Below are 22,903 nucleotides of genomic sequence, written 5' to 3'. Positions count from 1 at the left end.
CCGTGCCATCGGCGAAGCCCGCCTGATCACCCCGCTGCGCTCGGAGGGCGGCCACCGCCGCTACTCCCGCTACCAGCTGCGCATCGCCGCCCGCGCCCGCGAACTCGTCGACCAGGGCACCCCCATCGAAGCCGCCTGCCGCATCATCGTCCTGGAAGACCAGCTCGAAGAGGCCCAGCGCATCAACGCCGAATACCGCCGCGCAGCCGAATCGGCCAGCCCGCCCGCCGCGGCCTGAGACGGCGCGCGCTCCGCCGTACCTCGGCGGGGCCGTTCCCACTCGGAGGAGCTCTTCTCGTCCCGCTCCCACTCGGAGGAGCTCTTTTCGTGACGAGGTGTGCGGACGGGTACCGTCCCCGTTAGCTGTCGTGGTTCGGAAGTTCCCTTTGCCCACGCCTTCGGCGTGGCTTTTCGCTGTGCTGTGCCGCAGGAACCGGGGCGATCGCCTCTGCCTCCCGCACCGTGTGGGCGATCAACTCCTCGGGCTTCCGTGAGCTGCTGGAGGGCCAGACGGTGACGATCGACGTCATCCAGGGGCAGAAGGGCGCTGCGGCTACGCCTGGTGCGTCACCCTGACGGGGTGGCCGCCCAGTGGGGCGGTGAGGCGGGCAACGCCCGGCACGGCCGACGCGACGTCGGCCAGCTCTCCGACCGGCCCCCGCGGGGGTTCTGGTTCGGTCACGGGGGCCGAGCTCCGCGTGGGCGCATCGGCCGGGGGCGTCATGACGTTCTCTGCGGTCTGCGGTCCTCCGTCCGCCTCCGGGTCCTCGTGGAGGTCCGTGACGCGCAGGTCGACTGTCGCAGTGCTCAGGCCGAGTTCTTCGCCGGCCGCCTTGAGCAGAGTCGTCCTCAACTGTTCGGCGGCTTGAGGTACGGGCAGCGTCACGGACCCGGTGAAGGCCGCCTCGACCCTGAGCGGGCCGGGCGGGAGCGCGCCGACGGGCGGGCGAACGGCCGATTCGAGCACGGGTTCGTCCGGGACCGGCCCGATGCGCATGCTCTCCAGTCGAACGCCGGGAACCCCGGCGGCCTTGCGCCAGAGAGCCCGGACGGCCGCCTGTTCGGTGATCCACGTGCCGTCGTCCGGCCCTCCGAGGGGCAGCAGTCGCCCCAGGCCGAGCCGACCGCGCACTGACTGCATCAACGCCTCGGTCTTCACCTCTTCCACCCTCTCCCTCGACTCACGACGACCGGATAAAACGGCCCATAGAGAATATAATTCGAATAAGGGATGCACGGCTGACTTCTCGAGGCAGGAGTGCCTGATGACTGAGCACACCGGCGCAAAGTATGGCGGCGCGCCCGGTTCCCGTGGCCGGACATCCATCGCCGATGTGGTGGTGGAGAAGATCGCCGGGATGGCGGCACGGGACGTGCGCGGCGTCCACGCCCTGGGCAGCGGGTTCGCGCGCTCGATGGGATCCGTGCGGGAGCGGATGCCTGGCGCCGGTAGTGGCAAGTCCGTCACCCGCGGGGTCAGCGTCGAGGTCGGAGAGGTGCAGACGGCCATCGATCTGGAGCTCGTCGTCGACTACGGCGTCTCGATCACGGACGTGGCCGGGGCGGTGCGGGAGAACGTGATCTCCGCGGTGGAGCGGATGGCGGGTCGGGAAGTCGTGGAAGTCAACATCATGGTCGGTGATGTGAAGCTGCCCGACGAGGAGGACGAGGACGGCGAGGGCCAGGAGCGGCAGCGGCTCCAGTAGCCGGACGGAGTCGGCCGCCGGGTGAAGGAGCGTGTGATGAGCAGATCCGTGGTGGGTTTGGCCGCCGGAATGGCGCTGGGTTTCGCCGCGTACTTCGGTGGCTTCTGGGCCTTCTTGCTGGTACTGGCGCTGGGTGTCGTCGGGCTCGTGGTCGGGCGTTTGGCGGAAGGTGATTTCGAACCCGGTGACTTCGTCCGCCGCCGGGACGATCAGGAACGTATTCGTGACGACCAGCGCCGGGCACGGAGAGACTGGCGGCAGTGACCAGGGAAGCCGACAGGCGCCCGGCCGTGCCCCGCCGGGAGCGGGGTGCGACCTCGGTCGCCGACCGGGTCGTCGCGAAGATCGCCGCCCGGGTGGCGCGCGAGGCGCTGAGCCGTTTCACCGAGCCGACCGGTCACGTGCCCCCTGGCGACCGCACACCTCACGTGACGGCGGTGGTGCGGCGGGCGCCGGAGGGGAACGGCTCGGAGGGGGCAGACGGTCCTGCCGAGAGCCGACCGGTGCTCGGGCAGGTGCGGATGCGCATCGCCGTGGAACTGGGCTATCCGTCGGACATCGGGGCGCAGTGCGCGGCGGTGCGCCGAGAGGTCACCGAACGAGTCACGGCATGGGCCGGTGTGGAGGTGTCCGACCTCGTGGTGGCCGTCGAGAGGCTGCACTCGGCCCACTCGCGGCGAACAGAACGGGAGAGGGTGAGATGAGCGCGCACACGGGGCGGCAGCTGCCCGGCGACAGCGACCCTCCCTCGGAGCCTGCGAAGACGGATTCCTCCGCAGGGCACCCGGACACCGGCGCGATTCCGACAGCCCGTGCATCGCCGCGTCGTTTCTGGTCCGCGCGGCGGGTCCCTGCGATCGTCGTGGCTCTGCTGTCCCTCGCAGCCGTCGGGCTGCTCCTGTACGACGTGGTCTCGGTGCGGGCGGGCCGGCCCGGGATGGGCTGGCGACGCCGGCTCGCGGACGAGCTGGCCACACGGCCGCTGGACGACGTGTGGGTGATCGTCGGGGCCGCGGTGGCGATGGCCCTCGGCCTCTGCCTCGTACTGCTGGCGGTGACACCGGGACTGCGCAGACTGCTTCCCATGCGGCAGCCCCCCGGCACCGGAGGAACAGGCGAGGTCCGCGCGGGTCTCGACCGCCGGGCGGTCGCCCTGCTCCTGCGTGACCGGGCCGTACGGGTGTCCGGTGTCGAGTCGGCTCGTGTCGACGTGAGTCGCCGGAAGATCAAAGTCCGGGCGCAGGTGCATTTCCGCGATCTCGACGAGGTCCGTGCCGACCTCGATGCCGCGCTGGGCGAAGCCATGACGAGTCTGGGTCTCGCCCGGCGCCCCACGCTGGCCGTCCACGTCCGGCGCCCGAAGAAAGGCTGACGGTCGATCCCGATGATCAAGACAGTGAACCGGGTTCTGCTGGGGCTGCTCGGCCTCGGACTGTTCGCCCTGGGCGGCGGCGTGCTCCTGGGCGGTCTGGATCTGCAGCGCCGGTGGGGTTTCGACGTGCCGGGCTGGTGGCCGTTCCGAGGTCCGGCCGATGTCGTCCTGGGCGACGAGGGACGCCTGCGGTGGCGGGCGGAGGACTGGTGGTGGCCGACCGTCATCGCGGTGCTCACCGCGGTGCTGGCGCTGCTGCTGTGGTGGCTCTGGGCACTGCTGCGCAAAGACCGGCTGCACCAGGTCCTCGTCGACAGCCAGGACGGTGCGACGGCCCGGCTCGGCGGCCGCGCCCTGGAGGACGTGATCGAGGCAGAGGCGCAAGCCTTGGACGGAGTCGCGCGGGCACGGGTGCGCCTGACGGGTCGGCGTACCGCCCCGGTCGCACGAGTGCGGCTGTGGCTGGAGCCTCACGCCGAACCGGAACGGATCCTGGACCGACTCGACCGGGACACGCTCGTACACGCGCGGGACTCGGCGGGCCTCGACCGTCTCCCGGCGGAGGTCAGCCTCCGGGAAGTCCGCCACCGCGCTCATCGGGTCGACTGAGAATTCTCCGCCGTATCCCGTATCCCGTATCCCGCATTCAGGGACGGATCTCGCCCGGCGGCTCCTGGTTGCCGCGGCCGTCACACCGCACCTGACCGGCTTGCCGGTCGGACGGCTTCTGGTCGCGCGCGCGGGCAGGGCAGGAAAGTGACGGCCTGACAGGCCGCCTTGGCGGCTTGTGCCTACTCTGGAAGCGAGGTACCTGCGAGACCGGAGGTCACCATGATCATTCTCGGGATCATCCTGCTTGTCATCGGGTTCGTGGCCAGCATCTCCATCTTGTGGACGATCGGGATCGTCCTGGTCGTGATCGGCGTCATCCTGTGGATCCTCGGGGCGGCCGGTCACGCGGTCGGCGGACGCCGTCATTACTGGTAGGCGGTTCGGCTCCGAGTCGACGCAGCCCCGGTAGTCGAGTCTTCACCAGGCCGCCCTGCCGCAGGGAGGCGTAGCGCGATGTTCCTCTTCCTGATTGTGCTCAGCAGCGCCATCGCCCTGATCGTCATCGGCGCTGTCGTGGACGGAGCGCTGTATCTGCTCTCCACCGGGGTGCTGCTTCTCGTCGTCGCCGTGCTGTACCTGCTGGTGCGCTCGATACTGCGTACCCGCCGAGGCAGGCCCACCACGGTCGGGCGGTGACGGCTGCGACGGTCAGGGCGTGGAAGACGACGGTCAGGGCGTGGACGACCTCGTGGAAGCCGAACCAGCGGGGCGAGGGTCGGGGCGCTGGAGGGCGTAGACGGCGGGGCTGGGCCATGGCGGTCCGCCTGTCCGGTCGGGGCTGTCGACGTGGCTGTCGGCGAGGTGGGTTTCCCGCCGGAAAGTCATCTGCTCGGAACGGCTCGTCCGGGCACGGGGCGGAGTAGGCTGGATTTACCGGGAGTAACTCGAGCACCCGCTCCCACGCGGACGTCGTTTCCGGCGATCAATACACTGGGCCGCCCTGCAGGGCGGCCCGGAGACGGATCCGCGATCATGAGCATCGCCCTCGCACCCCCGCTCTCGGCGCGCCTGTCGCTGACGCCGAAGTCCACCCTCGCCGGCCTCCTGGACGGCGCCTGGTGGCCTCGTTCGCGTGACCTCGCCGCCGAGCTTCCGCCCTTGGCCGACGCGCTGGAGGAGCACTACGGACGCATCACTCGCGTCACGGTGAACCCCACCCGCTGGCCCGTCGTCCCGCACACGGTTCCCGCCACCGGGCACACCGTGCACGTGGGCTGGTTCACCGAACAGGATCCCGACAAGATGATCCTGCTCTCCTACACCGTCGGCCGCTGCGACCTTCTGGTGATCCCACCCGAGACCGAACCCGCCGCAGCCGCCCGGCTCATGAACGCCGCCGCCCTCCCCGGCAGCGTCCTGCCCGCCGGTGTCCTCATCTCCGACGAAGCCGCGACCGGCCGCCGTACGCGCGACGCCCGCAGCGGTGTGGACACCTGGGAGACCGACGGCGGGTCCGCCCGGCCGCCGCTGCCCCACGCGGTCGTCGGAGCCCGGATGATCGCGCTGCCGCGAACCCCGCGGAGGTGACGTCATGGAGACCCTGATCGCGCTCGCGGCAGGAGCCCTGCTGATCGCGTTCGGCATGCGCCTGATCCACCGCCTCAACGCCCAGCACGACGCACGCATCGCGGCACACCACTTCAGCGAACCGTTCCCGGCCATCATCCGGCCGCCCGGCCACAGCCACCCCACGCCGACGGCCCAGGCCTCCCGCCGCCGGCTCACGGGCACCTGGCCCTGACCGCCTCAGACCATTCCTCCGGCCGAGGGCCGCGGGTGGGGCACCCGACACCCGGGACAACCCACCCGCCGGCCCCTCACTCGCCGGCCCATCGCCCGCCCCTTGAAAGGACCCCCACCTCGCACCCCACCGGCACCGCGAGAAGAACGCGGCTGAGTCGGACCCCCGAAGGCCCGTCGGTCCGCTCGCCTGTCCCGCGCCACAGTCGTAAAATCGAATGTGGATCGAGCACGCTCACGTGTGGCGATCCGGAAGGGCGGCCTCGGCGGAGTGAATGCGCTGGGGCCGTTGTGACGCCGCCGTCATGAGGCCCGCGCACCGACACGGACGCGGGGCCCTTGCGTGTGATGGCCTGGCTGACCGGCCCCTTCATGAGCTCCCGAGAAGGTGCCGTCAGTTCCCGAGAGGGCGCCGTCCATGTCCGGAGTCGCGCATCAGGCCGCTGACGTCTGTCGAGACCGCTCCCATTCGGTCCGGGAGAGTTCGTACTCCACTTCACCGTGCTCAGAGCCCTCGATCTGCTCCGGCCAGTCCCCGGTGCGGTTCCGGATGAAGGACAGGCCCGACTTTTCCACGACGCGACGGGATCGGGTGTTGACGGCCATGGTGTTGGCGGTGACCCGCTCGACCTCCAGGTCCGTGAACCCCTTGTGGACCAGGGCCTGGGACCCCTCGGTGGCGTAACCGTGTCCCCATGCCGCCTGGTTCAACCGATAGCCGAGTTCGACCACGGCGGGGCTGTCCTCTTCCAACGGCCGGAACTCGAACCAGCCCAGGAAGGTGCCGGTGGACTTCTCCTGCGCGGCCCAGTAGCCGCGGGTCCTCCAGCACGGGTAGTCGTGCAGGAGCCGCGGGAGGGTTCTCGTCTCGATCGCCTCCCGGCTTGTGGGGCTTCCGCCGTTGATGAAGCGCATGACCTCGGGGTCGTTGTCCAGGGCGAGCAGATGATCGATGTCGGCCGTCGTGAACGCACGCAGGACGAGCCGGTCGGTCTCGAGGAAGTGGGACATGCCACGATCGTCACCGCGGTCAGACCGGGCATGCCACCGATTTTCAGGCCGCCGACAGACGGTGGTGTTCATGCCGCGAGGACCTCGGATCGCTCGACCATGACGCCCCGTTCGTCCTGCCCGCGAAGCCCGACATCGATCCCCGGGTCTTGAGTACCGCTCCGGCCGGACATTCGCCCGCCCGCGTAGCGTCCTGGTGGCTCAGGAACCCCTGACCCGGCCCGTCGCGTCCTCGCGTCTCGCCTTCGTCACCGCGATCGCGCTGATCGTCGCCACCCTGGCCGCCTTCTGGGCATGGCGGTGGTGGGAGGGCGAGACTCACTCCGCGATCCGGGAGGCGGCCATCTCCCACGGGGTCGGCTCCGCCACGTCTTCGTGCTCGTCGGCGTCTTCCCGGTACCACCCTGTTCCGGCGAGCCAGGTTTCGAGCCACTCGGCCAGACTCCAGGCGTCGACGAACCAGGCGGCGGCTCCGTCGTCCGTCATGGCGTTCGCGTCGAAGAGGAGGACCGTGGCGGTCTCGCTGAGGCAGTCCACCGCGGCGTACATCGCACAGCCCCAGTCGAGGATCGGCAGCACGCCCGCCGGCCAGTACGGCGTGTCGTCCTCGGCCGATGCGGATCGCTCGGACTGGTACTCGCTCAGCGCCGTACGCCCCGGCCCGACCAGCGGAAGGAGCCGGTGATCGGGGCCGTAGCCACCGTTGGCCACCTCTCGATACAGGCTCGCCAGCAGGGGCGGGAGGGCGAAGCCGAGAACCGCCTCCGCCTCGGCGACGTCCTCGGTGCCGGCGGCGGGAGGCAGCGTCGTCGAAGTGGCCCTGGCCTGCGCCGCCACGCGGGAAACGAGATCTTCGATGGCTATCACGTGCGCGATCCTGCCAGGCGCCTACGACAGAGGGAGCCGTACTGCCGGCCAAACCGCCTGGTCTCCCCTTGCACGTTGCGTCAGACGCGCAACGCCCTGAACAGGGAGAGGCATCAGGGGTGATGCGAAGACCCCCATAGATGTCGGCTGAGGGTCTTCGCATCCCGCGCACGGCGGGGTGCGCGCGGCCGTCGCCCGGGCCTGTGCTGCTGTCTGCGCCCCGCTCCAGCTCAGGCGGCGCTCTTCTCCCGGGCGGGTTCCCGCGTCGGCCACCGGCGGTGCAGGGCGTCGATGTGGAAGTCGTGGCGGTGGCTGCGACCTCCGACACCGGCCAGGTGGGGGTGATCCGGCGCCAGCTCCGGGTGGACGTGCTCCAGCTCGGCCGGGTCCTCGCGCGGCCACAGGCGTACGGCCGTCACGGCGGCGGCGAGCGCGAGCGCCGTCAGTACGGCAGCGGAGACGGCGAGTCCGGCCTGCGAGGCGAGCCAGCCCGCGAGCGGGTACGTGATCAGCCAGCAGGCATGGGTGAGGGAGAACTGCGCGGCGAAGGCCGCCGGAAGATCCGGTGCGGCGGCCGAACGGCGCAGCAGGCGCCCGCCGGGCGTGAGGATCGCCGCGGTCGCCGCCCCGATCACCAGCCATGCGGCCCACAGCGCCGGCCAGGACAGCCCGCCCGTGCCGAGCCCTGCCGCGAGAAGGCCGAGCGTGGCGGTCACGACGAAGGCGGCGGGCAGCATCAGGGCCCGGTCGCCGAGGCGCCCGACGACCCGGGGCAGCAGGAGGGCGACGACCATGGAGCCCGCGCCGTACGCGGCGAGGGCGAGGGAGACGTCGCCGGCCGAGCGGCCGAGGGTGTCGCGGACCAGGACGACCGTGTTGACCAGGACCATGGCGCCGACGGCGGCGGCCACGAGGTCGAGGGCGAGCAGGGCGCGGAGCCGGGGTGTGGCCAGGAACAGCCGGGTTCCGAAGGCGGCCCTCGCGTACGTGCCTCCCGTGCGGTCGACCGGCCGCGGCTTCGGCAGGAGGACGGAGACGACCAGGACGCCGGAGGCCAGGAAGCCGGCGGCGGTGCCGGTGAAGAGCCAGTTGTACGAGATGAGGGAGAGCAGCGCGGCGGCGAGTACGGGGCTGAAGAGGCTCTCCAGGTCGTAGGCGAGGCGGGAGAGCGACAGCGCGTGGGTGTACTCGTCCTCGTCGGGCAGGACCTCGGGGATGGTCGCCTGGAAGGTGGGGGTGAAGACGGCGGACGCGGCCTGGAGCAGGAAGATCAGGACGTGGACCTGCCACACCTGGGTGACGAACGGCAGTGCGAGTGCGACGCCGGCCCGGGTGAGGTCCATGGTGACGAGCAGCGTCCGCCGGGGTATTCGGTCGGCGAACGCGCTGATCAGCGGTGCTATCCCGACGTACGCGACCATCTTGATGGCCAGCGCCGTGCCGAGGACGGCGGAGGCGTTCCCGCCGGCGATGTCGTACGCGAGCAGGCTCAGCGCGACGGTCGCGAGACCGGTGCCGACGAGGGCGACGACCTGCGCGGTGAAGAGGTGCCGGTACGTACGGTTGCGCAGCACGGACAGCATGGGGCACGCCCTCGGTCGGCTACAGGGGTGTTTCCACGGTAGCTGACGCGTGCATAGGTGCGCACCTGTTGATTTACGGGATCGTCCCGACCGGCCTGATTCAGTCGTGCCAGGGCTCGCCGCTCACCTGGTGATCGGCGTGACTGATCGCCTCGACGACCAGGCGCTTCAGGTGCCCGTCCGGCAGCGAGTAGACCACCCGTCGCCCCTCCTTGCGCGACTCGACGAGACCCCCGAGCCGGAGCTTGGCCAGATGCTGACTGACCGCGGGCCGCGCCGCGCCGACCGCGTCGGCGAGGGCGCTCACGTCCGACTCCTCGCGCGCGAGCAGCCACACCAGATGCAGCCGCGTGGCGTCGGCGAGCAGGGCGAAGACGCCCGCCGCCAGCACGAGCTCGCGCGGGCCCGGGGTGCGCTGATGCGTACCGCTCGCAGCTGAGGGTGTGTCGCGTGAAGGCATGAGGAAAGGGTAGGCCGCGTGGGGAACCTCCCGTGAGGACTCGGTGGCGCCGCCCACCTCGGCCGACCCATGAGGAGGGACGATGCCGACATGGCAGACGACTCGAAGCGCTCCCTCGGCGAGCTTCACGAAGGTGAGACGGTCCAGGCGACGATCACCAGTCATCAGCCGTGGGGACTCACGGCGACGCTGGACGGGTACGAGCCCGTAGGTGCTTCGTTGGACGTGCTGCGCCGAGGCGGCGAACCCGGAGTGCGGCGGCTTGCCCAGGAGCCGCCCCTCGTGGGGGCGACCGTCGACCTCGTCGTCGGGGAAGTGCGGGCGTGGCACCAGAAGCCCTGGATCTGGGTGGACCTCACGGCACCCAGGTGCGCCGAAGACTGACTTTCCTCCCCGGTCAGGACGGTCAGGACGGTCCGGCGTTCTTGTGTCCCCGGGCCACGTCGGTCCGGGACACTTGTGCGTCACGGGGGTGTACCGGTGGCGTGGGGTGTTCTGCGGGAGGGGTGGGGCTGATGAGTCGGCGTTCCGGGGGGCTGATCGGTGTCTGGGCCGAGCAGCAGCGGGTGGCGCAGCGGCAGCGGGAGGGGCAGCAGCAGGCGGTGCTGCGGCAGCAGCGGGATGCCGAGCGGGCGCAGCGGGCGTACGAGCGGGACGTCTCGCGGATGCAGCGGGAGCAGCGGGCCGCGTACCGGCAGCATCGGGACGCTGACGCGCTGCGGAAGACGCGGGAGCTCGACGAGCGGGTCGCCGTTCTGGAGGGGCTGCTCGCGGCGGGGTGCCGGGCGCCGGCGTTCGGTGTGGAGGCGCTGCGGCGGGCCGAGCGGATCGAGCCGTTCGCGCCCGGGCCGCTGGGCGAGCCGGTGCCCATGCCCGATCAGCGGTACTACCAGGAGCACGGCGGCCGGGCCCGGTTCGAGCGGGACTGGTACGCGGCGCAGGCCGCCGAGGCCCGTCGTGTCGAGCAACTGGCCGCGTACCGGCGGGCGTACGACGAGTGGGCGGCGGGCCGCCTCGCGGAGATCCGGGCGCACAACGCCGGCGTCGCCGGGACCGCCGAGGCCCTTCGGGACGCCGAGCCCGAGACCGTCGTCGACTTCTTCTCCGCCGTCCTCTTCGCGTCCACGGCCTGGCCCGAGGGGTTCCCCCGCGAGGTGTCCGCCGCCTACGACCGGGTCCGGCGCACGCTCGTTCTCGACTGGGGCCTTCCCGCGTACGACGTCGTGCCCGCGGCCAAGGGCGTCAAGTACCTGCCCGGCACGGACCAGGAGAAGGAAGTCCCGCGGCCCGTGACGCAGCGGCGGGCGCTCTACCGGGACGTCCTCGCCCAGAGCGCGCTCCTCGCCGTGCGGGAGCTGTTCGCCGCCGACCGGTTCGGCCTCATCGACCGTGTGAGCCTCAACGGATACGTCGGTGGGGTAGACCCGGCGACCGGCCTCGCCGGGAGGACGTGCGTCGCCTCCGTCGTGGTGGAGCGCGGGGACTTCGACCGCCTCAATCTGGAACGCGTCGCGGCTGTGGACTGTCTCACCGGGGCCCTCGCCGGGCGGCTCTCCGCCAAGCCCGACGAGCGGGTGGCCGTGGCGCCGATGGCGACTCCCGACCAGGTCGGCCCGGACGTCGTCGTGCAAGGGGACGGCGAGGAGCCCGATCTGCTCGCCATGGACCCGATCGCGTTCGAGGGGCTCGTGGCCGAGCTCTTCAGGGCCCGGGGGCTCCAGGCCGTGACCACGCGCCGGTCCAACGACGGCGGTGTCGACGTCGAAGCCCTCGATCCGGACCCGATCAGCGGCGGCTCCATCCTCGTCCAGGTGAAGCGGTACCGGAACACCGTGCCGCCCTCCGCCGTACGGGACCTCTTCGGCACCGTGCAGGGCGCCGGCGCCAACAAGGGCGTCCTGGTCACCACGTCCGGCTTCGGGCCCGGCTCCTACACCTTCGCCAACGGCAAGCCCCTGACCCTCATCTCGGGGACCGAGCTGGTCGACCTGCTCCATCAGCACGGCTTGCGGGGGCGCTTGGGGCCCGGGGCGTCGCGGGCCACCGCCGTGGACACGCTCGTGGACACCCCCGTCGAGGCCGACGCCGACTTCAATCTGCTGGGCTTGGTGTGGTCCGGCGCGGCCGCGCTCGACGTGTGCGCCCTGGTCTGCGCCGGCAACCGGGTCCTCGGCGACGAGTGGTTCGTCTTCTTCAACAACGCCTCGACCCCGGACGGTTCGGTGGCGATGGCGGCTGCCGCGCCCGGCGACCGGGCAGCGGTGCGGGTCGGCTTCGACGCGCTTCCGTCGCGGGCCGACCGCCTCGTGCTGGTGGCCGCCGTCGACCCCGAGGTGAATCCGGACGCGGACCTGAGCGGGTTCACGGACGCCGCGATCCGGCTGCGGGACGACGCCGGTGGCGAGCTCGACCGGCTCGTCGTCTCGGACGGGCGGCCCGGGGAGACGGCGCTCGTCCTCGGGTCGTTCCGGCGGCGTGCCGGGGGCGACTGGGACTTCGTCCTCGGAGGGAAGGGCTACCGGGGCGGTCTCGAGGAGCTCGTCGGGGACTTCGGGATCCAGGTGGAGTGAGCGTCGGCGGGCGTGGCCGTGTCGTGGCCACGCCCGCCCACCCGGTCGTCGTCAGCGGTCGCTGAGCCGACCGTGTCGTGCCCACGCCACCCGGTCGTCGTCAGCGGCCGCTGAGCCGGTTCGCCAGGACCGCCACGCGGTCCGTCGCCGCCGCGTGGCCCGCCGACTCGCGGTGGTCCGCGCCGCGGAAGGCCGCATACATGGCCTGGACGCCGAGCCAGCGCAGCGGCTCCGGTTCCCACTTGCGGACCTTGTGGTTGACCCAGGGCAGGGACGTGAGGTCGGTGGGGCCCGACTGGCCCGAGTCCTGCTGAATGAGGTCGCGCAGGGTGCGGGCCGCGAGGTTGGCCGTGGCGACGCCCGAGCCGACGTAGCCGCCCGCCCAGCCCAGGCCCGTCGAGCGGTCCAGGGTGACCGTGGCGCACCAGTCGCGCGGCACGCCGAGGACGCCGGACCAGGCGTGGTCCACCCGTACCCCCGCCAGCTGCGGGAAGAAGCGGACCAGGATGTCGCGGAGGGCCTCGACGGTCTGCGGCTGGGTACGGCCGTCGTTGTCCGTCTTCGATCCGAAGCGGTACGGGACCCCCCGGCCGCCCAGTGCGATCCGGCCGTCGGCGGTGCGCTGCGCGTACACGTACGCGTGCGCCATGTCGCCGAGGGTCTCGCGGCCGTCCCAGCCGATGGACTCCCACTGGGCGTCGTCGAGTGGCTCGGTGGCGATCATCGAGGAGTTCATGGGGAGCCAGGTGCGGCGCTGGCCGGTGAGGGAGGCGGTGAAGCCCTCGGTGCAGCGCAGCACGTACGGGGCGCGGACCGTGCCGTACGGGGTGACCGCGTGCTTCGGCTTGATCTCGGTGACCGGGGTCGACTCGTGGATCGTGACGCCGAGCGCCTCCACGGCGGCGGCGAGGCCCTTGACCAGCTTCACGGGGTGCAGGCGGGCCCCGTGCGGGGTCCAGGAGGAGCCCACGGCGCCGGTGACGCGGATGCGGCCGGCGGTCTCGCGGGCCCCGTACATCTCCCGGTCCGTCTCGCCGAACGCGAGCTCGGCGGCGTGGAAGGACTTCAGGCGGGCCAGTTGGGCCGGGGAGAGCGCGACTTCCAGGACTCCGCCCCGGTGGACGTCGGCGTCGATCTTCTCCTGCTCGCAGACGTCGACGACCTCGCCGACCGTGGCGTTCATGGCCTGCTGGAGGCGGACGGCGGCCTCGTGGCCGTGCAGCTTCGCGTAGCGGTCGCGTCCGGCGATGCCGTTGTAGAGCCAGCCGCCGTTGCGCCCGGAGGCTCCGTACCCGCAGAACTTGGCCTCGAGGACGGTGATGTTGAGGAACGGGACGGCCTTCTTGAGGTAGTAGGCGGTCCACAGGCCCGTGTAGCCGCCGCCGACGATGCAGACGTCGGCGCTGATGTCGCCGGGGAGCGGTTCGCGGGGAGCGGGGGTGCCGTCCTGCGCGTACCAGAACGAGATGCCGCCGTTGACCGTACTCATGTGTATCCCTCTTCCGGGTGCGTGGGCGGGACGTTACCCGGGGCCTCGGTCCCCTGGATACGGTCGCCCGCATACCGTCGCCGCGGGCGCTCCGGGAGGCCGGTGTCTAAGGTCGTGGGGTGATTCACGTACCGGAGGAACTGGTCCGTTCGCAGGTGAAGTACAACGGAGAGGCAGGACGGGCGTTCGTCGCCGGGCTGCCGGGGCTCGCAGAGGAGTTCCTCGGCCGGTGGGGGCTGCGGGTCACCGGCCCCTCCCTGCACGGGGTCGCGTCCCTCGTGCTGCCCGTCGAACGGCTCGCGGACGGCACGCCGGCCGCGCTGAAGATGCAGATCCCCGACCACGAGACCGAAGGCGAGCCCGTCGCCCTGCGCGCCTGGGACGGGGCCGGCGCCGTACGGCTCCTCGAACACGACCCCGCCACGGGGTCGATGCTCCTGGAACGGCTCGACGAGACCCGGCCGCTGACGTCCGTCGCCGACACCCGCGCGGCCCTGGGCGTCGCCGCCGGGCTCCTCGCCCGCCTGGTGGCCGTCCCCGCGCCGGAGGGACTGCGGGGACTCGGTGACATCGCGGCCGGAATGCTCGCCAGGGTGCCGGACGCGCTCGTACGCCTCGGAGCGGAGGACGCGCGGGGCGCGGCGGTGCTCCGGGACTGCGCGGCGGCCGTACGGGAGGTGGCGGGCGAACCGGGGGACCGGCTGCTGCACTGGGACCTGCACCTGGGGAACGTCCTCGCGGGCGGGCGCGAACCGTGGCTGGTCATCGACCCGAAGCCCCTCGCGGGCGACCCGGGCTTCGAACTGCTGCCGCTGCTGATGGACCGCTTCGCCCCCGACGACGTCCTGTGGAGGTTCGACCTGCTCACCGAGGTCGTCGGCGACCGGGGGCGCGCGGTGGCGTGGACGCTGGGCCGGATCCTGCAGAACGGCCTGTGGGAGCTGGCGGAGGGCGAACCGGGCCTCGACGAGGAACAGGTGGCGGTGGCACGGATCCTGCTGGCCGGGAGGGCGTGACGGTCATCTCTCCTCGCCAAGACCGCCGCGCCCTTGGCAGGCTGTCCCCATGATCCGTACAGCCACGCCCGCCGACGTTCCCGTCATCCACGCCCTGATCCGCGACCTCGCGGAGTACGAGAAGGCCCTCGACGAGGTCCGGACGACCCCCGAGCAGCTCCACGAGGCCCTCTTCGGCGACCGGCCCGCCGCCTACGCGCACCTCGCGACGGACGGGAACGGCGAGGCCGTCGGCTTCGCGCTCTGGTTCCTCAACTTCTCCACCTGGCGCGGGGTCCACGGCATCTACCTCGAGGACCTCTACGTCCGCCCGGAGGCCCGGGGCGGCGGCCACGGCAAGGCGCTGCTCCGCGAGCTGGCCCGGATCTGCGTGGAGCGCGGCTACGAGCGCCTGGAGTGGTCCGTGCTGAACTGGAACGAGCCGTCGATCGCCTTCTACGAGTCCCTCGGCGCCCGCCCGCAGGACGAGTGGACGGTCTACCGCCTGACGGACGGGGCGCTGGCGGAGCTGGGCGGGGGCGGGGTGTAGGAAAGAGCCCATGGATGACATGAATGACATGGGTACGGGCATCGAGCAGCGGTTCCAGCGGATCACGGCCTTCATCGAGGCGCGGTTGACCCCGCTCTTCGACCCGGCGAACGGGAGTGACCACGGGTTCGGGATGGACGACACCTCCCGGGCCCTGCGCGCCACGCGCTACACCGTGCAGGCCGCGGCGGCCGTCAACGGCCTCGTGGAGAAGCGGGAGTCGGCGCCGGAGCTGCGCCAGGTCGTGGACCAGGCGCTTGAGCAGAACTGGGACGTGCTGCGTTCCATCGCCCGGATGTGGGAGGACCACCCCGACTTCCTGAAGGAGTACAAGGCGCACTCCTGGGACGTGGTCGGGGTCTGAGCCCACCCGGGGTCTGATCCCACCCTCGTATCCCACCCCGGGTCCGATCCCGTCCCGTGCCGCCTCACGGCACCAGGACCACCTTGCCCGTCGTGCCCCTGGTCTCCAGGGCGCGGTGGGCGCCCGCCGCGTCGGAGAGCGGGAAGCGGTGGACCGCCGGGCGGAGGCTGCCGGTGGCCGCCGCTTCGAGGGCGGCGAGTTCGAGGTTGCGGACGTCACCGCCCGCCTTCTGGATCATGACGGGGCCGAGGACGGACTCCGAGGTGATGCCGCGGGCGGCGAGCTCCTCCGGCGTGAAGGTGAGCGGTTCGCCCTCGCGGAGACCGGTGCCGGACCAGCCGAAGACGACGTGCTGTCCGCCCTTGCCGAGCAGGTCGACGGCGGCCCGGCCGGTGTCGCCGCCGACCGAGTCGTAGACGACGGTGGCGGTGCGCCCGTCCAGGTACGCGCGGACCTTCTCCGCCCAGTCGGGTTCCTTGTAGTCGACGGCCAGGTCGGCGCCGTTCTCCTGGACGAGGGCGACCTTCGCGGGGCCGCCGGCGAGGCCGATGACGGTGGCGCCGGCGTTCTTGGCGTACTGGACGAGCAGGGTGCCGATGCCGCCGGCGGCGGCCGGGACGATCGCGATCGAGTCCGGGCCGAGCGCCGTGAACTGCAGGATGCCGAGGGTGGTGCGGCCGGTGCCGATCATGGCGACGGCCTTCGCCTCGTCGACGTGGTCGGGCAGGGCGTGGAGGCGGGCGGCGTCCGTGACGGCGAGTTCGGCGTAGCCGCCGGGGGCCATGCCGAGGTGGGCGACGACCCGTCTGCCGAGCCAGCCGGGGTCGGTGCCCTCGCCGAGGGCGTCGACGGTGCCGGCGACCTCGCGGCCGGGGACGGTGGGGAGCGCGGTGGGCGCGGGGAACGGGCCCGGCATCCCCTCGCGGAGCGCGGTGTCGAGGAGGTGCACGCCGGCCGCCGCGACCCGGATACGGACCTGGCCGGGGCTCGGCACGGGGTCGGGCGTCTCCTCGTACGTGAGGTTCTCGGCGGGTCCGAAGGCGTGGAGGCGGATGGCGTGCATGACGGTTCCCCTGTCATCGGCGGCGGTAAGCGAAGTGGTGCGGCGTGAGTGGTGGTGCCAGGGGAAAGCCTCCGACCTCAAGCGCGCTTGAGGTCAAGCCCTCCTCAGGGCGTGGCTGTCCGCGCGCAGCGCCAGGGACACCGCCTCGACCGCGCTCGTGAACGACACCTCCGACAGGACGCCGGGCGCCGCCACCTGGTCGCCCACCAGGTACACGCCGTCGCCCCTGTCGACGGCCGGCCGGTCGCGCCAGGTCGTGCCGGGGCGGTCCACCGCGCCCGTACGGCCCTGGGACACCGACTCCCGCCGCCACACCGTCCGTTCGCGCCAGCCGGGGAAGCCCAGGTCGAGGAGGCGTTCGGCGTGGGCGACGCCGTCCGCCTTGGCCGCGCCGGGGCCGATCGGCAGCTGGGCCTGGATCAGCTGCTGTCCGGCCGGGGCGAGCGTCGGGTCCTGGGCCGTGAACCGCTCGATCCAGCCGGGCGCGTCCAGGTCGGAGATCACGAACGGGTCGCCCCGCCGGGCGCGAAGCGCCAGGTCGAGCAGGACCGCACGGCCGCTCTCCCAGGTCAGTGACGGGTCGCCGAGGAGCCGGGCGGCGGCGGGCAGCGCGGTGGCGACGATCACGGGACCCTCGCCGAGCGGCAGGCTGTCGACGCGCGACGACGTCTCGATCCGTACGCCCATCTCCCAGGCGCGCGCGATCATCCGCTCGATGAGCTGGCCCCAGCCGCCCCGCACATAGTGCGCCTCGGGCGGCAGGGCGGCGGCCCGGTGCAGCCGTTCCTGGACGAAACGCGCGGAGAGCGCGCCGGGGTCGTGGTGGAAGAGCGCGACCCCGGCGTACGCGGCGGCCTCCCGCGCCACCCGCTCGCCCGCGATCCCGGAGGCCCAGGTGTGGAAGTCGAGGTCCACGGGGGCGCTTCCGGCGGCACGGAGGGACTGGCGCAGCATGCCGAGCGGCGGGGTGCGGCGCAGGACGCCGCCGCGGTGGAAGCGGAACCGGAGGCCCTCCGCGGCGGGCAGCGGGGCGAGCGGGCCGAGGAGGCCGCGCTGCTTGAGCCAGGTCCAGTGGGGGCCGCCGCTGTAGATCGCGTGCGGGCCCTCGTTGGTGCGGTACGGGCCCTCGGCGGTGCGCGCCCGGCCGCCGGGGGTCCGGTGCGCCTCGTGCACGGTGACCTTGGTGCCGGCCTCGGCGGCGGTGATGGCCGCGGTCAGTCCGGCGAAGCCGCCTCCGATGATCGTGAGCTTCCGCATGTCCGTCTCCCTCGTGTTGGGTCCTGAGGGTGCGACGGGCGGCGGGGTCGCGTTCGTGACATCGGGGCGTTGTCAGTGGCGTACATCACCATGGGGGCATGGCGACGACGCGGAATCGGAAGAAGCAGGCGCCGGTGGCGGCGGCCCGGCGGCCGGAGGTGCGGCTGCCGCCCCTGCAGGCGTACGGGGGCGGGCTCGAGCCGGACGGGGACTACGACGGGCTCGAACTGGCCGGACTCGACCTGGCGGGGCAGTCGGGGGAGGGCGCGCGGTTCCTGGACTGCGCGCTGCGGGAGTGCGGGCTCGACGAGGCGCGGCTGTCGGGGGCCCGCTTCCTCGACTCGGTGCTGACCGGGGTCAGGGGGGTGGGGACGGTCCTGGCCGGGGCGCAGCTGCGGGACGTGGAGATGGTGGACGCGCGGCTCGGCGGGGTGCAGCTGCACGGGGCGGTCCTGGAGAGAGTCGTGGTGCGGGGAGGCAAGAGCGACTATCTGAACCTGCGGTCGGCGAAGCTGAGGGACGTCGTCTTCGAGGGGTGCGTGCTGAGCGATCTCGACTTCGGGGGCGCGGTGCTCGAACGGGTGGAGTTCGTGGACTGCGTCCTGACCGGGGTCGACTTCTCCGGGGCACGGCTGAAGGACGTGGATCTGAGAGGGGTGCAGCGCCTGGAGATCGAGCGCGGGGTGGAGTCGCTCGCGGGGGCCGTGATCTCGACGGCGCAGCTCCTCGACCTCGCGCCGGTGCTCGCGGCGCGGCTGGGGGTGCGAGTGGAGGAGTGACGCCGGGGCCGGGGGCCGGGGGGCTACGGCAGGCGGGGGAAGCGGGCCTGGAGGGACCAGACGGCCGGGTTGTCGGCGAGGCCCTCGTGCATGTCGGTGAGGTCGGCGATCAGGTCGTGCAGGAAGTCGCGGGCCTCGCGGCGCAGTGCGGCGTGGCTGAAGGTGACCGGGGGCTCGTCGCCCGGCATCCAGTCGGCCTCGACGTCCACCCAGCCGAAGCGGCGCTCGAAGAGCATGCGGTCCGAGGACTCGGTGAAGTCGAGTTCGGCGTACTGGGGCTGGGAGGCGCGGCTGCCGCGCGGGTCCTGGTCGAGCTGCTCGACGATGTCGCACAGGGCCCACGCGAAGTCGAGCACCGGCACCCATCCCCAGGCTGTGGACACCTCGCGGTCCGCCTCGGTGTCGGCGAGGTACACGTCCCCGCAGAACAGGTCGTGCCGCAGGGCGTGGACGTCCGCGTGGCGGTAGTCGGTCTGCGGCGGGTCGGGGAAGCGACGCGAGAGGGAGTAGCCGATGTCGAGCACGGGATTGATGGTGTCACGCCCCCGGGCCGCGCCCGTACGCGAGGCCGGGGGCGTCGGGCCGCGCCCGTACGCGAGGCCGGGACATCGGGCCGCTTCAGTGGCGGCCGTGGACCGCCCTCGCCACCCGGGGGCCGAGCCAGCGCTTGAGGCGGCGCAGCGGTTCGAGCTGCTCGGCCGCCCGGTCGATCCGGTAGTAGAGCTGCGGCGGGATGTGCGGGAGCAGGGGGGAGTGGCGCTGGCCGAGGAGGGCGAACATCCGGGCCGGTTCGAGGTTCATGTAGCGGGGGAGGTTCTCGTACCACTGGGCGCTGTAGCGGGCCGCGCTCTGCGCGGAGACGAGTTCGGCGCGGCGCCGCCTGCCGTACGCGGTGAGGGCGGCGTCGAGGGCGGCTGCGTCCTGGGCGCTTCCCGGTCCGCGCAGGGCCTCCGCGAGGGCGAGGGCGTCCTCCAGGGCGAGGGTGGTGCCCGCGCCGATCGAGTAGTGGGTGGTGTGGGCGGCGTCGCCGAGGAGGACCAGGTTGCCGCGGTGCCAGACCCGGTTGGTGAGGGTGCGGAAGGTGAGCCACTGGGCGGCGTCGTCGGCCCGCTCCCGGCCGATCAGCTCGTGCCCGTCGAGGAGGTCGTGGAACAGCTTCTCCAGGAGGCGCAGGCTGTCGCCCTCGCCGCGCGTGTCGAGACCGAGACCGGTCCACGTCTCCCGCGAGCACTCGACGACACAGGTGGAACGCTCGCCGCTGAACCCGTAGGCGTAGCACCAGATCCAGCCGTGCTCGGTCTCCTTGAAGGCGAAGCTGAAGGAGTCGAAGACCTTGGTGGTGCCGAGCCAGATGTACTGGTTGCGGCCGCTGGTGACCTCGCTGCCGAAATGCCCGGCGTGCGCCTCGCGGAGGGCGCTGTTGACGCCGTCGGCGGCGACGACCAGGTCCGCCCCGGCCAGTTCGGGCGCGTCGGGGCCGGTGATGTCGTGCTCGAACTCCACCCGTACGCCCAGCTCCTCGGCCCGGTCCGCGAGCAGTGCGAGCATCCGCCGCCGCCCGATGCCGAAGCCCGCGTCACCGCGGTGGACGGTCCGCTCGTCACGGACGATCGCGACCCCGTCGTTCCAGGTCACGGACGCCTCGGCGACCGCCGCCGCGGACTCGGGATCGCCCGCGCGCAGTTTGTCGAGGAGCCCCGCCCAGTACGTCACGCCCCAGCCGTACGTGGAGCCCGCCGGGTTCCGTTCGTACACGGTGATGTCGTGCGCGGGATCCTGCCGCTTCAGCAGGATCGAGAGGTAGAGGCCGGCGGGGCCGCCGCCGACGATCGCGAGCTTCACGTGCGCTCCCACTGAGAACCGGGGCATGGCGTGACACCATGCGGTCGAGCAGTAGCGCACAGTAGCAGTGGCGGCGCCTGCGCGGTGCCGGACGACGCGAACCGGCGATCCGAAGGACACGCCCTACGGCAGCAGGCGGCGCTCCTTGGCGACCGCGACCGCGCCGGCCCGCGTGTCGACGCCGAGCTTCGCGTAGATCCGGCCCAGGTGCGTCTTCACCGTCGCCTCGCTGATGAACAGGGCCCGCGCGATCTCGCGGTTGCCGAGGCCGCGCCCCAGCTGGCCGAGGATGTCCCGCTCCCGGTCCGTGAGGCTCGGGCCCGCCGCGCCCCGCATCCGGTCCATGACCCGGCTGGCGACCGGCGGGGACAGGGCGGTGCGGCCCTGGGCGGCCGAGTGGATCGCGGCGAACAGCTCCTCGGGCCGTTCGGCCTTCAGGAGGTAACCGGTCGCGCCCGCCTCGATCGCCCGCGTGATGTCGGCGTCCGTGTCGTACGTGGTGAGGACGAGGACGTGGACGCCGGTCGGCGCGATCAGGCGGGTCGCCTCCACGCCGTCGATGCCCGCGCCCAGCTGGAGGTCCATCAGGACGACGTCGGGCTTCAGCTTCGCCGCCATCGCCACCGCCTCCTCACCGCTGCCCGCCTCGCCGACCACCTCGATGTCGGGGGTGCTGCCGAGCAGGGCGAGCAGCCCGGCGCGGACGACGATGTGGTCGTCGCAGAGCAGGATCCGTACGGACATCAGGACTCCAGGGAGAGCGGGATCGCGGCCGAGAGCACCGTGCCCTCGCCCGGGGTGGACTCGACTGTCAGGGTGCCGCCGAGCTGCCGCGCGCGCACGCCCATCGCGGGCAGTCCGTGGCCGCGCACCCCGCCGGGCCTCTCGGCCGGGTCGAAGCCGCGGCCGTCGTCGGCGATGTCCAGGACCACCTGGTCGTCGAGGTACGTGAGGGTCAGGGCGGCGGATTCGGCTCCGGCGTGCTCGCGGATGTTCGCGAGGGCGCCCTGCGCGATGCGGAGGAGCGCCGACTGCACCCGTTCGGGGAGCGGGACCGCCGTCCCGTCGACCCGGAAGGCCGCGGACTCGCGGGTGGCGAGGCCCCGCAGGGCCTCTTCGAGGCCACCGCCCCCGGCGAGGTCGGCGGGCGCGAGGTCGTGCACGAAGCGGCGCGCCTCCGCCAGGTTGCGTTCGGCGATGGACTCGGCGGTACGGACGTGGCGGCGGGCGGTCGACGGGTCGCTGTCCCAGGTGCGGTCGGCCGCCTGGAGCAGCATCTGCTGGCTCGACAGGCCCTGCGCCAGGCTGTCGTGGATCTCCATGGAGAGCCGCTGGCGCTCGGCGAGGGTGCCCTCGCGGCGCTCGATCGCGGCGAGCTCGCGCCGGGTGCGGATCAGGTCGTCGATCAGGGCCCGCTGGCGGGCGGCCTGCCGGTCGGAGTACACGAACACCCCGGTGGCGATGGCGGCGACGGCCGGCGGCGCCACGATCAGGTTCGGGTCCCAGCCGCCGTGCGCCAGCTGCACCTGCGCGAACACCACGAACGCGGTGAGCAACGTGACCAGACCGAGCGCGGCGCGCGCCGGGAGGGTGCGCAGGCCCGTGTAGAAGAGCGGCACCGCGCACCAGGCGAAGCTGGGCGCGAGGACGACCAGGAGGATCCAGACGGCGACGACCGTGCTCAGCCAGGCGATCCGGCGGGGCGCGGCGCGGGTGCCGACGACGGGGCCGAGGAGGTAGAGGGAGGCGAGGGCGCCGGAGAGGGCGACGATCCAGGGGCTGCGGTCCTCCCAGGGGTGGCGCAGCAGGAAGCGGACGAGCGACGCGCCGAGGAGGAGGAAGAAGGCGATGTGCATGACCCGCGCCAGCCAGGCGGCGTCCGGGTCCCGTTCGCTCTCCGCCGGCCGGGGGGCGGCGGAATCCTGTTCGGTCTCCGCCGGGCGGGCCGCGGTGCCGCCGCGCTGTGCCTTCGGCCGTGTCACGTCTCCGCCCTCCTGCCCTTCCGCCCCTCCCGGGCCGCCGGGCCGTCCGGCGGCCCGTGGTCTCCGCCCATGCCGTTCCGGCCTGTGCCTGTAGGCCTTCTGACCTGGGGCTATCAGTCCATCCTGGCCCGGAGGGACCACGACGGCATCAGCCGATCGGCTGACCCGGTCGTCCTCCAGTGTGCGCGCGGAGGACAGCCGGACCGTGGACCGGACGGCCCGGGTTCCGGCCACAGGATGGATCTCAGAGCGAACGAGGCGGACGAGCCGCCCCACCGCTCGGCCCCCCGGGCCTCATGGCCCGAGTCACGGCCCCACGGCGCTCAAGCCTCCGGCTCACGGCCCATGGTGCTCAAGCCTCCGGCTGACGGTCCCACGGCCTGCCGCCTCACCCGCCCCACCTCACCCTCACGGAGTTCCTCATGAAGAAGATCCTCTTCGGCGCCACCGCCGCCGCTGTCCTCGCCGCCGGCACCTTCGGCGCGGTCTCCGCGAACGCCTCCGCCCCGGCCGCCGCCCCCGCCGCCGTCATGGCCGACGCCGCCAACGGCAACCTGCAGCAGTCGACGCACCTGACGATCGAGGCCGCCACGAAGGCCGCGCAGGCCACCCTGGACGCCGCCGAGAAGGAGAACCAGCGCGTCTCCGTCGCCGTCGTCGA

General features: G+C 72.6%; 29 protein-coding genes and 2 pseudogenes. 18 read left to right on the top strand and 13 right to left on the bottom strand.

Annotated elements, in window-relative coordinates:
• Together IO20_RS0132495 and IO20_RS42470 are read left to right on the top strand one after the other, a co-directional pair.
• A partial coding sequence (locus tag IO20_RS0132495) for a MerR family transcriptional regulator (RefSeq protein ID WP_030556310.1) occupies positions 1-238 on the top strand: 238 nt, incomplete at its 5' end.
• A gap of 176 nt (positions 239-414) precedes the next feature.
• Positions 415-576 (top strand): S1 domain-containing protein, encoded by a 162-nt coding sequence (locus tag IO20_RS42470; RefSeq protein ID WP_107062870.1) that lies wholly within the window; start codon positions 415-417, stop codon positions 574-576.
• Here the strand turns inward: IO20_RS42470 and IO20_RS0132485 are convergent.
• Positions 554-1,141 carry a hypothetical protein gene (locus tag IO20_RS0132485; protein ID WP_211270459.1) on the bottom strand — a complete coding sequence of 196 codons (588 nt, stop codon included), beginning with the start codon at positions 1,139-1,141 and terminating at the stop codon, positions 554-556. The genes IO20_RS42470 and IO20_RS0132485 overlap by 23 nt on opposite strands.
• Positions 1,142-1,265: 124 nt before the next feature.
• On the opposite strand from IO20_RS0132485, the gene IO20_RS0132480 reads away from it, so the two are divergent.
• From IO20_RS0132480 to IO20_RS0132450, 7 genes are all read left to right on the top strand, one after another.
• Complete coding sequence (locus IO20_RS0132480; RefSeq protein WP_030556314.1) at positions 1,266-1,706, top strand: Asp23/Gls24 family envelope stress response protein; 441 nt, start codon at positions 1,266-1,268, stop codon at positions 1,704-1,706.
• Positions 1,707-1,742: 36 nt separating this feature from the next.
• Complete coding sequence (locus tag IO20_RS0132475; RefSeq protein ID WP_030556316.1) at positions 1,743-1,970, top strand: hypothetical protein; 228 nt, start codon at positions 1,743-1,745, stop codon at positions 1,968-1,970.
• Positions 1,967-2,410, top strand: a complete 444-nt coding sequence (locus tag IO20_RS0132470) for a hypothetical protein (protein WP_030556318.1) — start codon at positions 1,967-1,969, stop codon at positions 2,408-2,410. Before IO20_RS0132475 ends, IO20_RS0132470 begins: the two co-directional genes overlap by 4 nt.
• Positions 2,407-3,078: a DUF6286 domain-containing protein gene (locus IO20_RS0132465; RefSeq protein ID WP_030556320.1), complete on the top strand. Its 672-nt coding sequence runs from the start codon at positions 2,407-2,409 to the stop codon at positions 3,076-3,078. The genes IO20_RS0132470 and IO20_RS0132465 overlap by 4 nt, the downstream gene beginning before the upstream one ends.
• A 12-nt stretch (positions 3,079-3,090) precedes the next feature.
• Positions 3,091-3,687 carry an alkaline shock response membrane anchor protein AmaP gene (gene amaP, locus IO20_RS0132460; RefSeq protein WP_030556322.1) on the top strand — a complete coding sequence of 199 codons (597 nt, stop codon included), beginning with the start codon at positions 3,091-3,093 and terminating at the stop codon, positions 3,685-3,687.
• Positions 3,688-3,909: 222 nt separating this feature from the next.
• The gene (locus IO20_RS40895) at positions 3,910-4,065 is read left to right on the top strand and encodes a DUF6131 family protein (protein ID WP_169749560.1); all 156 of its coding nucleotides are present in this window, start codon (positions 3,910-3,912) and stop codon (positions 4,063-4,065) included.
• A 78-nt stretch (positions 4,066-4,143) separates the two neighbouring features.
• Positions 4,144-4,326, top strand: coding sequence for a hypothetical protein (locus IO20_RS0132450; protein WP_030556324.1), 183 nt, complete (start codon positions 4,144-4,146; stop codon positions 4,324-4,326).
• Between the two features lie 28 nt (positions 4,327-4,354).
• Here IO20_RS0132450 and IO20_RS42465 read toward each other — a convergent pair.
• Positions 4,355-4,428 (bottom strand): annotated as a pseudogene (locus IO20_RS42465) (PAQR family membrane homeostasis protein TrhA); the annotation flags it as partial.
• A gap of 234 nt (positions 4,429-4,662) precedes the next feature.
• Here IO20_RS42465 and IO20_RS0132445 point away from each other — a divergent pair.
• Entirely contained in the window at positions 4,663-5,217 is a 555-nt protein-coding gene (locus IO20_RS0132445) for a DUF5994 family protein (protein WP_037636832.1), read from the top strand.
• Between the two features lie 4 nt (positions 5,218-5,221).
• Entirely contained in the window at positions 5,222-5,431 is a 210-nt protein-coding gene (locus tag IO20_RS37110; RefSeq protein ID WP_037636830.1) for a hypothetical protein, read from the top strand.
• Positions 5,432-5,865: 434 nt separating this feature from the next.
• Here the strand turns inward: IO20_RS37110 and IO20_RS0132435 are convergent, their stop codons facing one another.
• The 4 genes from IO20_RS0132435 to IO20_RS0132420 all read right to left on the bottom strand — a co-directional run bounded on the left by IO20_RS0132435 (position 5,866) and on the right by IO20_RS0132420 (position 9,351).
• Positions 5,866-6,441: a GNAT family N-acetyltransferase gene (locus IO20_RS0132435; protein ID WP_030556328.1), complete on the bottom strand. Its 576-nt coding sequence runs from the start codon at positions 6,439-6,441 to the stop codon at positions 5,866-5,868.
• Between the two features lie 318 nt (positions 6,442-6,759).
• The gene (locus tag IO20_RS0132430; protein WP_106978698.1) at positions 6,760-7,308 is read right to left on the bottom strand and encodes an SMI1/KNR4 family protein; all 549 of its coding nucleotides are present in this window, start codon (positions 7,306-7,308) and stop codon (positions 6,760-6,762) included.
• A 230-nt stretch (positions 7,309-7,538) separates the two neighbouring features.
• Complete coding sequence (locus IO20_RS0132425) at positions 7,539-8,891, bottom strand: MFS transporter (RefSeq protein WP_030556332.1); 1,353 nt, start codon at positions 8,889-8,891, stop codon at positions 7,539-7,541.
• A gap of 100 nt (positions 8,892-8,991) precedes the next feature.
• Positions 8,992-9,351: an ArsR/SmtB family transcription factor gene (locus tag IO20_RS0132420; protein ID WP_030556335.1), complete on the bottom strand. Its 360-nt coding sequence runs from the start codon at positions 9,349-9,351 to the stop codon at positions 8,992-8,994.
• Between the two features lie 90 nt (positions 9,352-9,441).
• Between IO20_RS0132420 and IO20_RS0132415 the strand changes: the two genes are divergently transcribed.
• Together IO20_RS0132415 and IO20_RS0132410 are read left to right on the top strand one after the other, a co-directional pair.
• Positions 9,442-9,735 (top strand): hypothetical protein, encoded by a 294-nt coding sequence (locus tag IO20_RS0132415; protein WP_030556337.1) that lies wholly within the window; start codon positions 9,442-9,444, stop codon positions 9,733-9,735.
• 131 nt (positions 9,736-9,866) lie between these two features.
• On the top strand, positions 9,867-11,921 hold the full coding sequence (locus IO20_RS0132410) for a restriction endonuclease (protein ID WP_030556338.1): 2,055 nt from the start codon (positions 9,867-9,869) through the stop codon (positions 11,919-11,921).
• Positions 11,922-12,021: 100 nt separating this feature from the next.
• Here the strand turns inward: IO20_RS0132410 and IO20_RS0132405 are convergent, their stop codons facing one another.
• Positions 12,022-13,410, bottom strand: coding sequence for an NAD(P)/FAD-dependent oxidoreductase (locus tag IO20_RS0132405; protein ID WP_030556340.1), 1,389 nt, complete (start codon positions 13,408-13,410; stop codon positions 12,022-12,024).
• A gap of 119 nt (positions 13,411-13,529) precedes the next feature.
• On the opposite strand from IO20_RS0132405, the gene IO20_RS0132400 reads away from it, so the two are divergent.
• Genes IO20_RS0132400 through IO20_RS0132390 form a run of 3 tightly spaced genes read left to right on the top strand, consistent with a single transcriptional unit; the run spans position 13,530 to position 15,319 of the window.
• On the top strand, positions 13,530-14,426 hold the full coding sequence (locus tag IO20_RS0132400) for an aminoglycoside phosphotransferase family protein (protein ID WP_030556342.1): 897 nt from the start codon (positions 13,530-13,532) through the stop codon (positions 14,424-14,426).
• Positions 14,427-14,475: 49 nt separating this feature from the next.
• The gene (locus tag IO20_RS0132395; protein ID WP_030556344.1) at positions 14,476-14,955 is read left to right on the top strand and encodes a GNAT family N-acetyltransferase; all 480 of its coding nucleotides are present in this window, start codon (positions 14,476-14,478) and stop codon (positions 14,953-14,955) included.
• A 10-nt stretch (positions 14,956-14,965) separates the two neighbouring features.
• Positions 14,966-15,319 (top strand): hypothetical protein, encoded by a 354-nt coding sequence (locus tag IO20_RS0132390; RefSeq protein WP_245685134.1) that lies wholly within the window; start codon positions 14,966-14,968, stop codon positions 15,317-15,319.
• A 64-nt stretch (positions 15,320-15,383) separates the two neighbouring features.
• Here the strand turns inward: IO20_RS0132390 and IO20_RS0132385 are convergent, their stop codons facing one another.
• On the bottom strand, positions 15,384-16,382 hold the full coding sequence (locus IO20_RS0132385) for a zinc-binding dehydrogenase (protein WP_030556348.1): 999 nt from the start codon (positions 16,380-16,382) through the stop codon (positions 15,384-15,386).
• A 93-nt stretch (positions 16,383-16,475) separates the two neighbouring features.
• Positions 16,476-17,639 (bottom strand): phytoene desaturase family protein, encoded by a 1,164-nt coding sequence (locus IO20_RS0132380; protein WP_030556350.1) that lies wholly within the window; start codon positions 17,637-17,639, stop codon positions 16,476-16,478.
• Between the two features lie 98 nt (positions 17,640-17,737).
• Between IO20_RS0132380 and IO20_RS0132375 the strand changes: the two genes are divergently transcribed.
• On the top strand, positions 17,738-18,418 hold the full coding sequence (locus IO20_RS0132375) for a pentapeptide repeat-containing protein (protein ID WP_030556352.1): 681 nt from the start codon (positions 17,738-17,740) through the stop codon (positions 18,416-18,418).
• 23 nt (positions 18,419-18,441) lie between these two features.
• Here IO20_RS0132375 and IO20_RS0132370 read toward each other — a convergent pair whose 3' ends face one another.
• The 4 genes from IO20_RS0132370 to IO20_RS0132355 all read right to left on the bottom strand — a co-directional run bounded on the left by IO20_RS0132370 (position 18,442) and on the right by IO20_RS0132355 (position 22,116).
• Positions 18,442-18,942, bottom strand: coding sequence for a hypothetical protein (locus IO20_RS0132370; protein WP_030556354.1), 501 nt, complete (start codon positions 18,940-18,942; stop codon positions 18,442-18,444).
• Between the two features lie 94 nt (positions 18,943-19,036).
• Positions 19,037-20,287, bottom strand: coding sequence for an FAD-dependent monooxygenase (locus tag IO20_RS0132365; protein ID WP_030556355.1), 1,251 nt, complete (start codon positions 20,285-20,287; stop codon positions 19,037-19,039).
• A gap of 96 nt (positions 20,288-20,383) precedes the next feature.
• Positions 20,384-21,004, bottom strand: coding sequence for a response regulator (locus IO20_RS0132360; RefSeq protein WP_030556357.1), 621 nt, complete (start codon positions 21,002-21,004; stop codon positions 20,384-20,386).
• Positions 21,004-22,116, bottom strand: a complete 1,113-nt coding sequence (locus IO20_RS0132355) for a sensor histidine kinase (RefSeq protein WP_051875047.1) — start codon at positions 22,114-22,116, stop codon at positions 21,004-21,006. The genes IO20_RS0132360 and IO20_RS0132355 overlap by 1 nt, the downstream gene beginning before the upstream one ends.
• A gap of 548 nt (positions 22,117-22,664) precedes the next feature.
• Between IO20_RS0132355 and IO20_RS0132350 the strand changes: the two are divergent.
• A pseudogene (locus IO20_RS0132350) lies at positions 22,665-22,903 on the top strand (heme-binding protein); the annotation flags it as partial.

The sequence above is a fragment of the Streptomyces exfoliatus genome, from assembly GCF_000725545.1.
In the GTDB taxonomy this organism is placed as follows: Bacteria; Actinomycetota; Actinomycetes; order Streptomycetales; family Streptomycetaceae; genus Streptomyces; species Streptomyces exfoliatus.
Note: the sequence above shows the minus strand (reverse complement) of the source record. Positions and strands in the feature narration are given on the sequence as shown.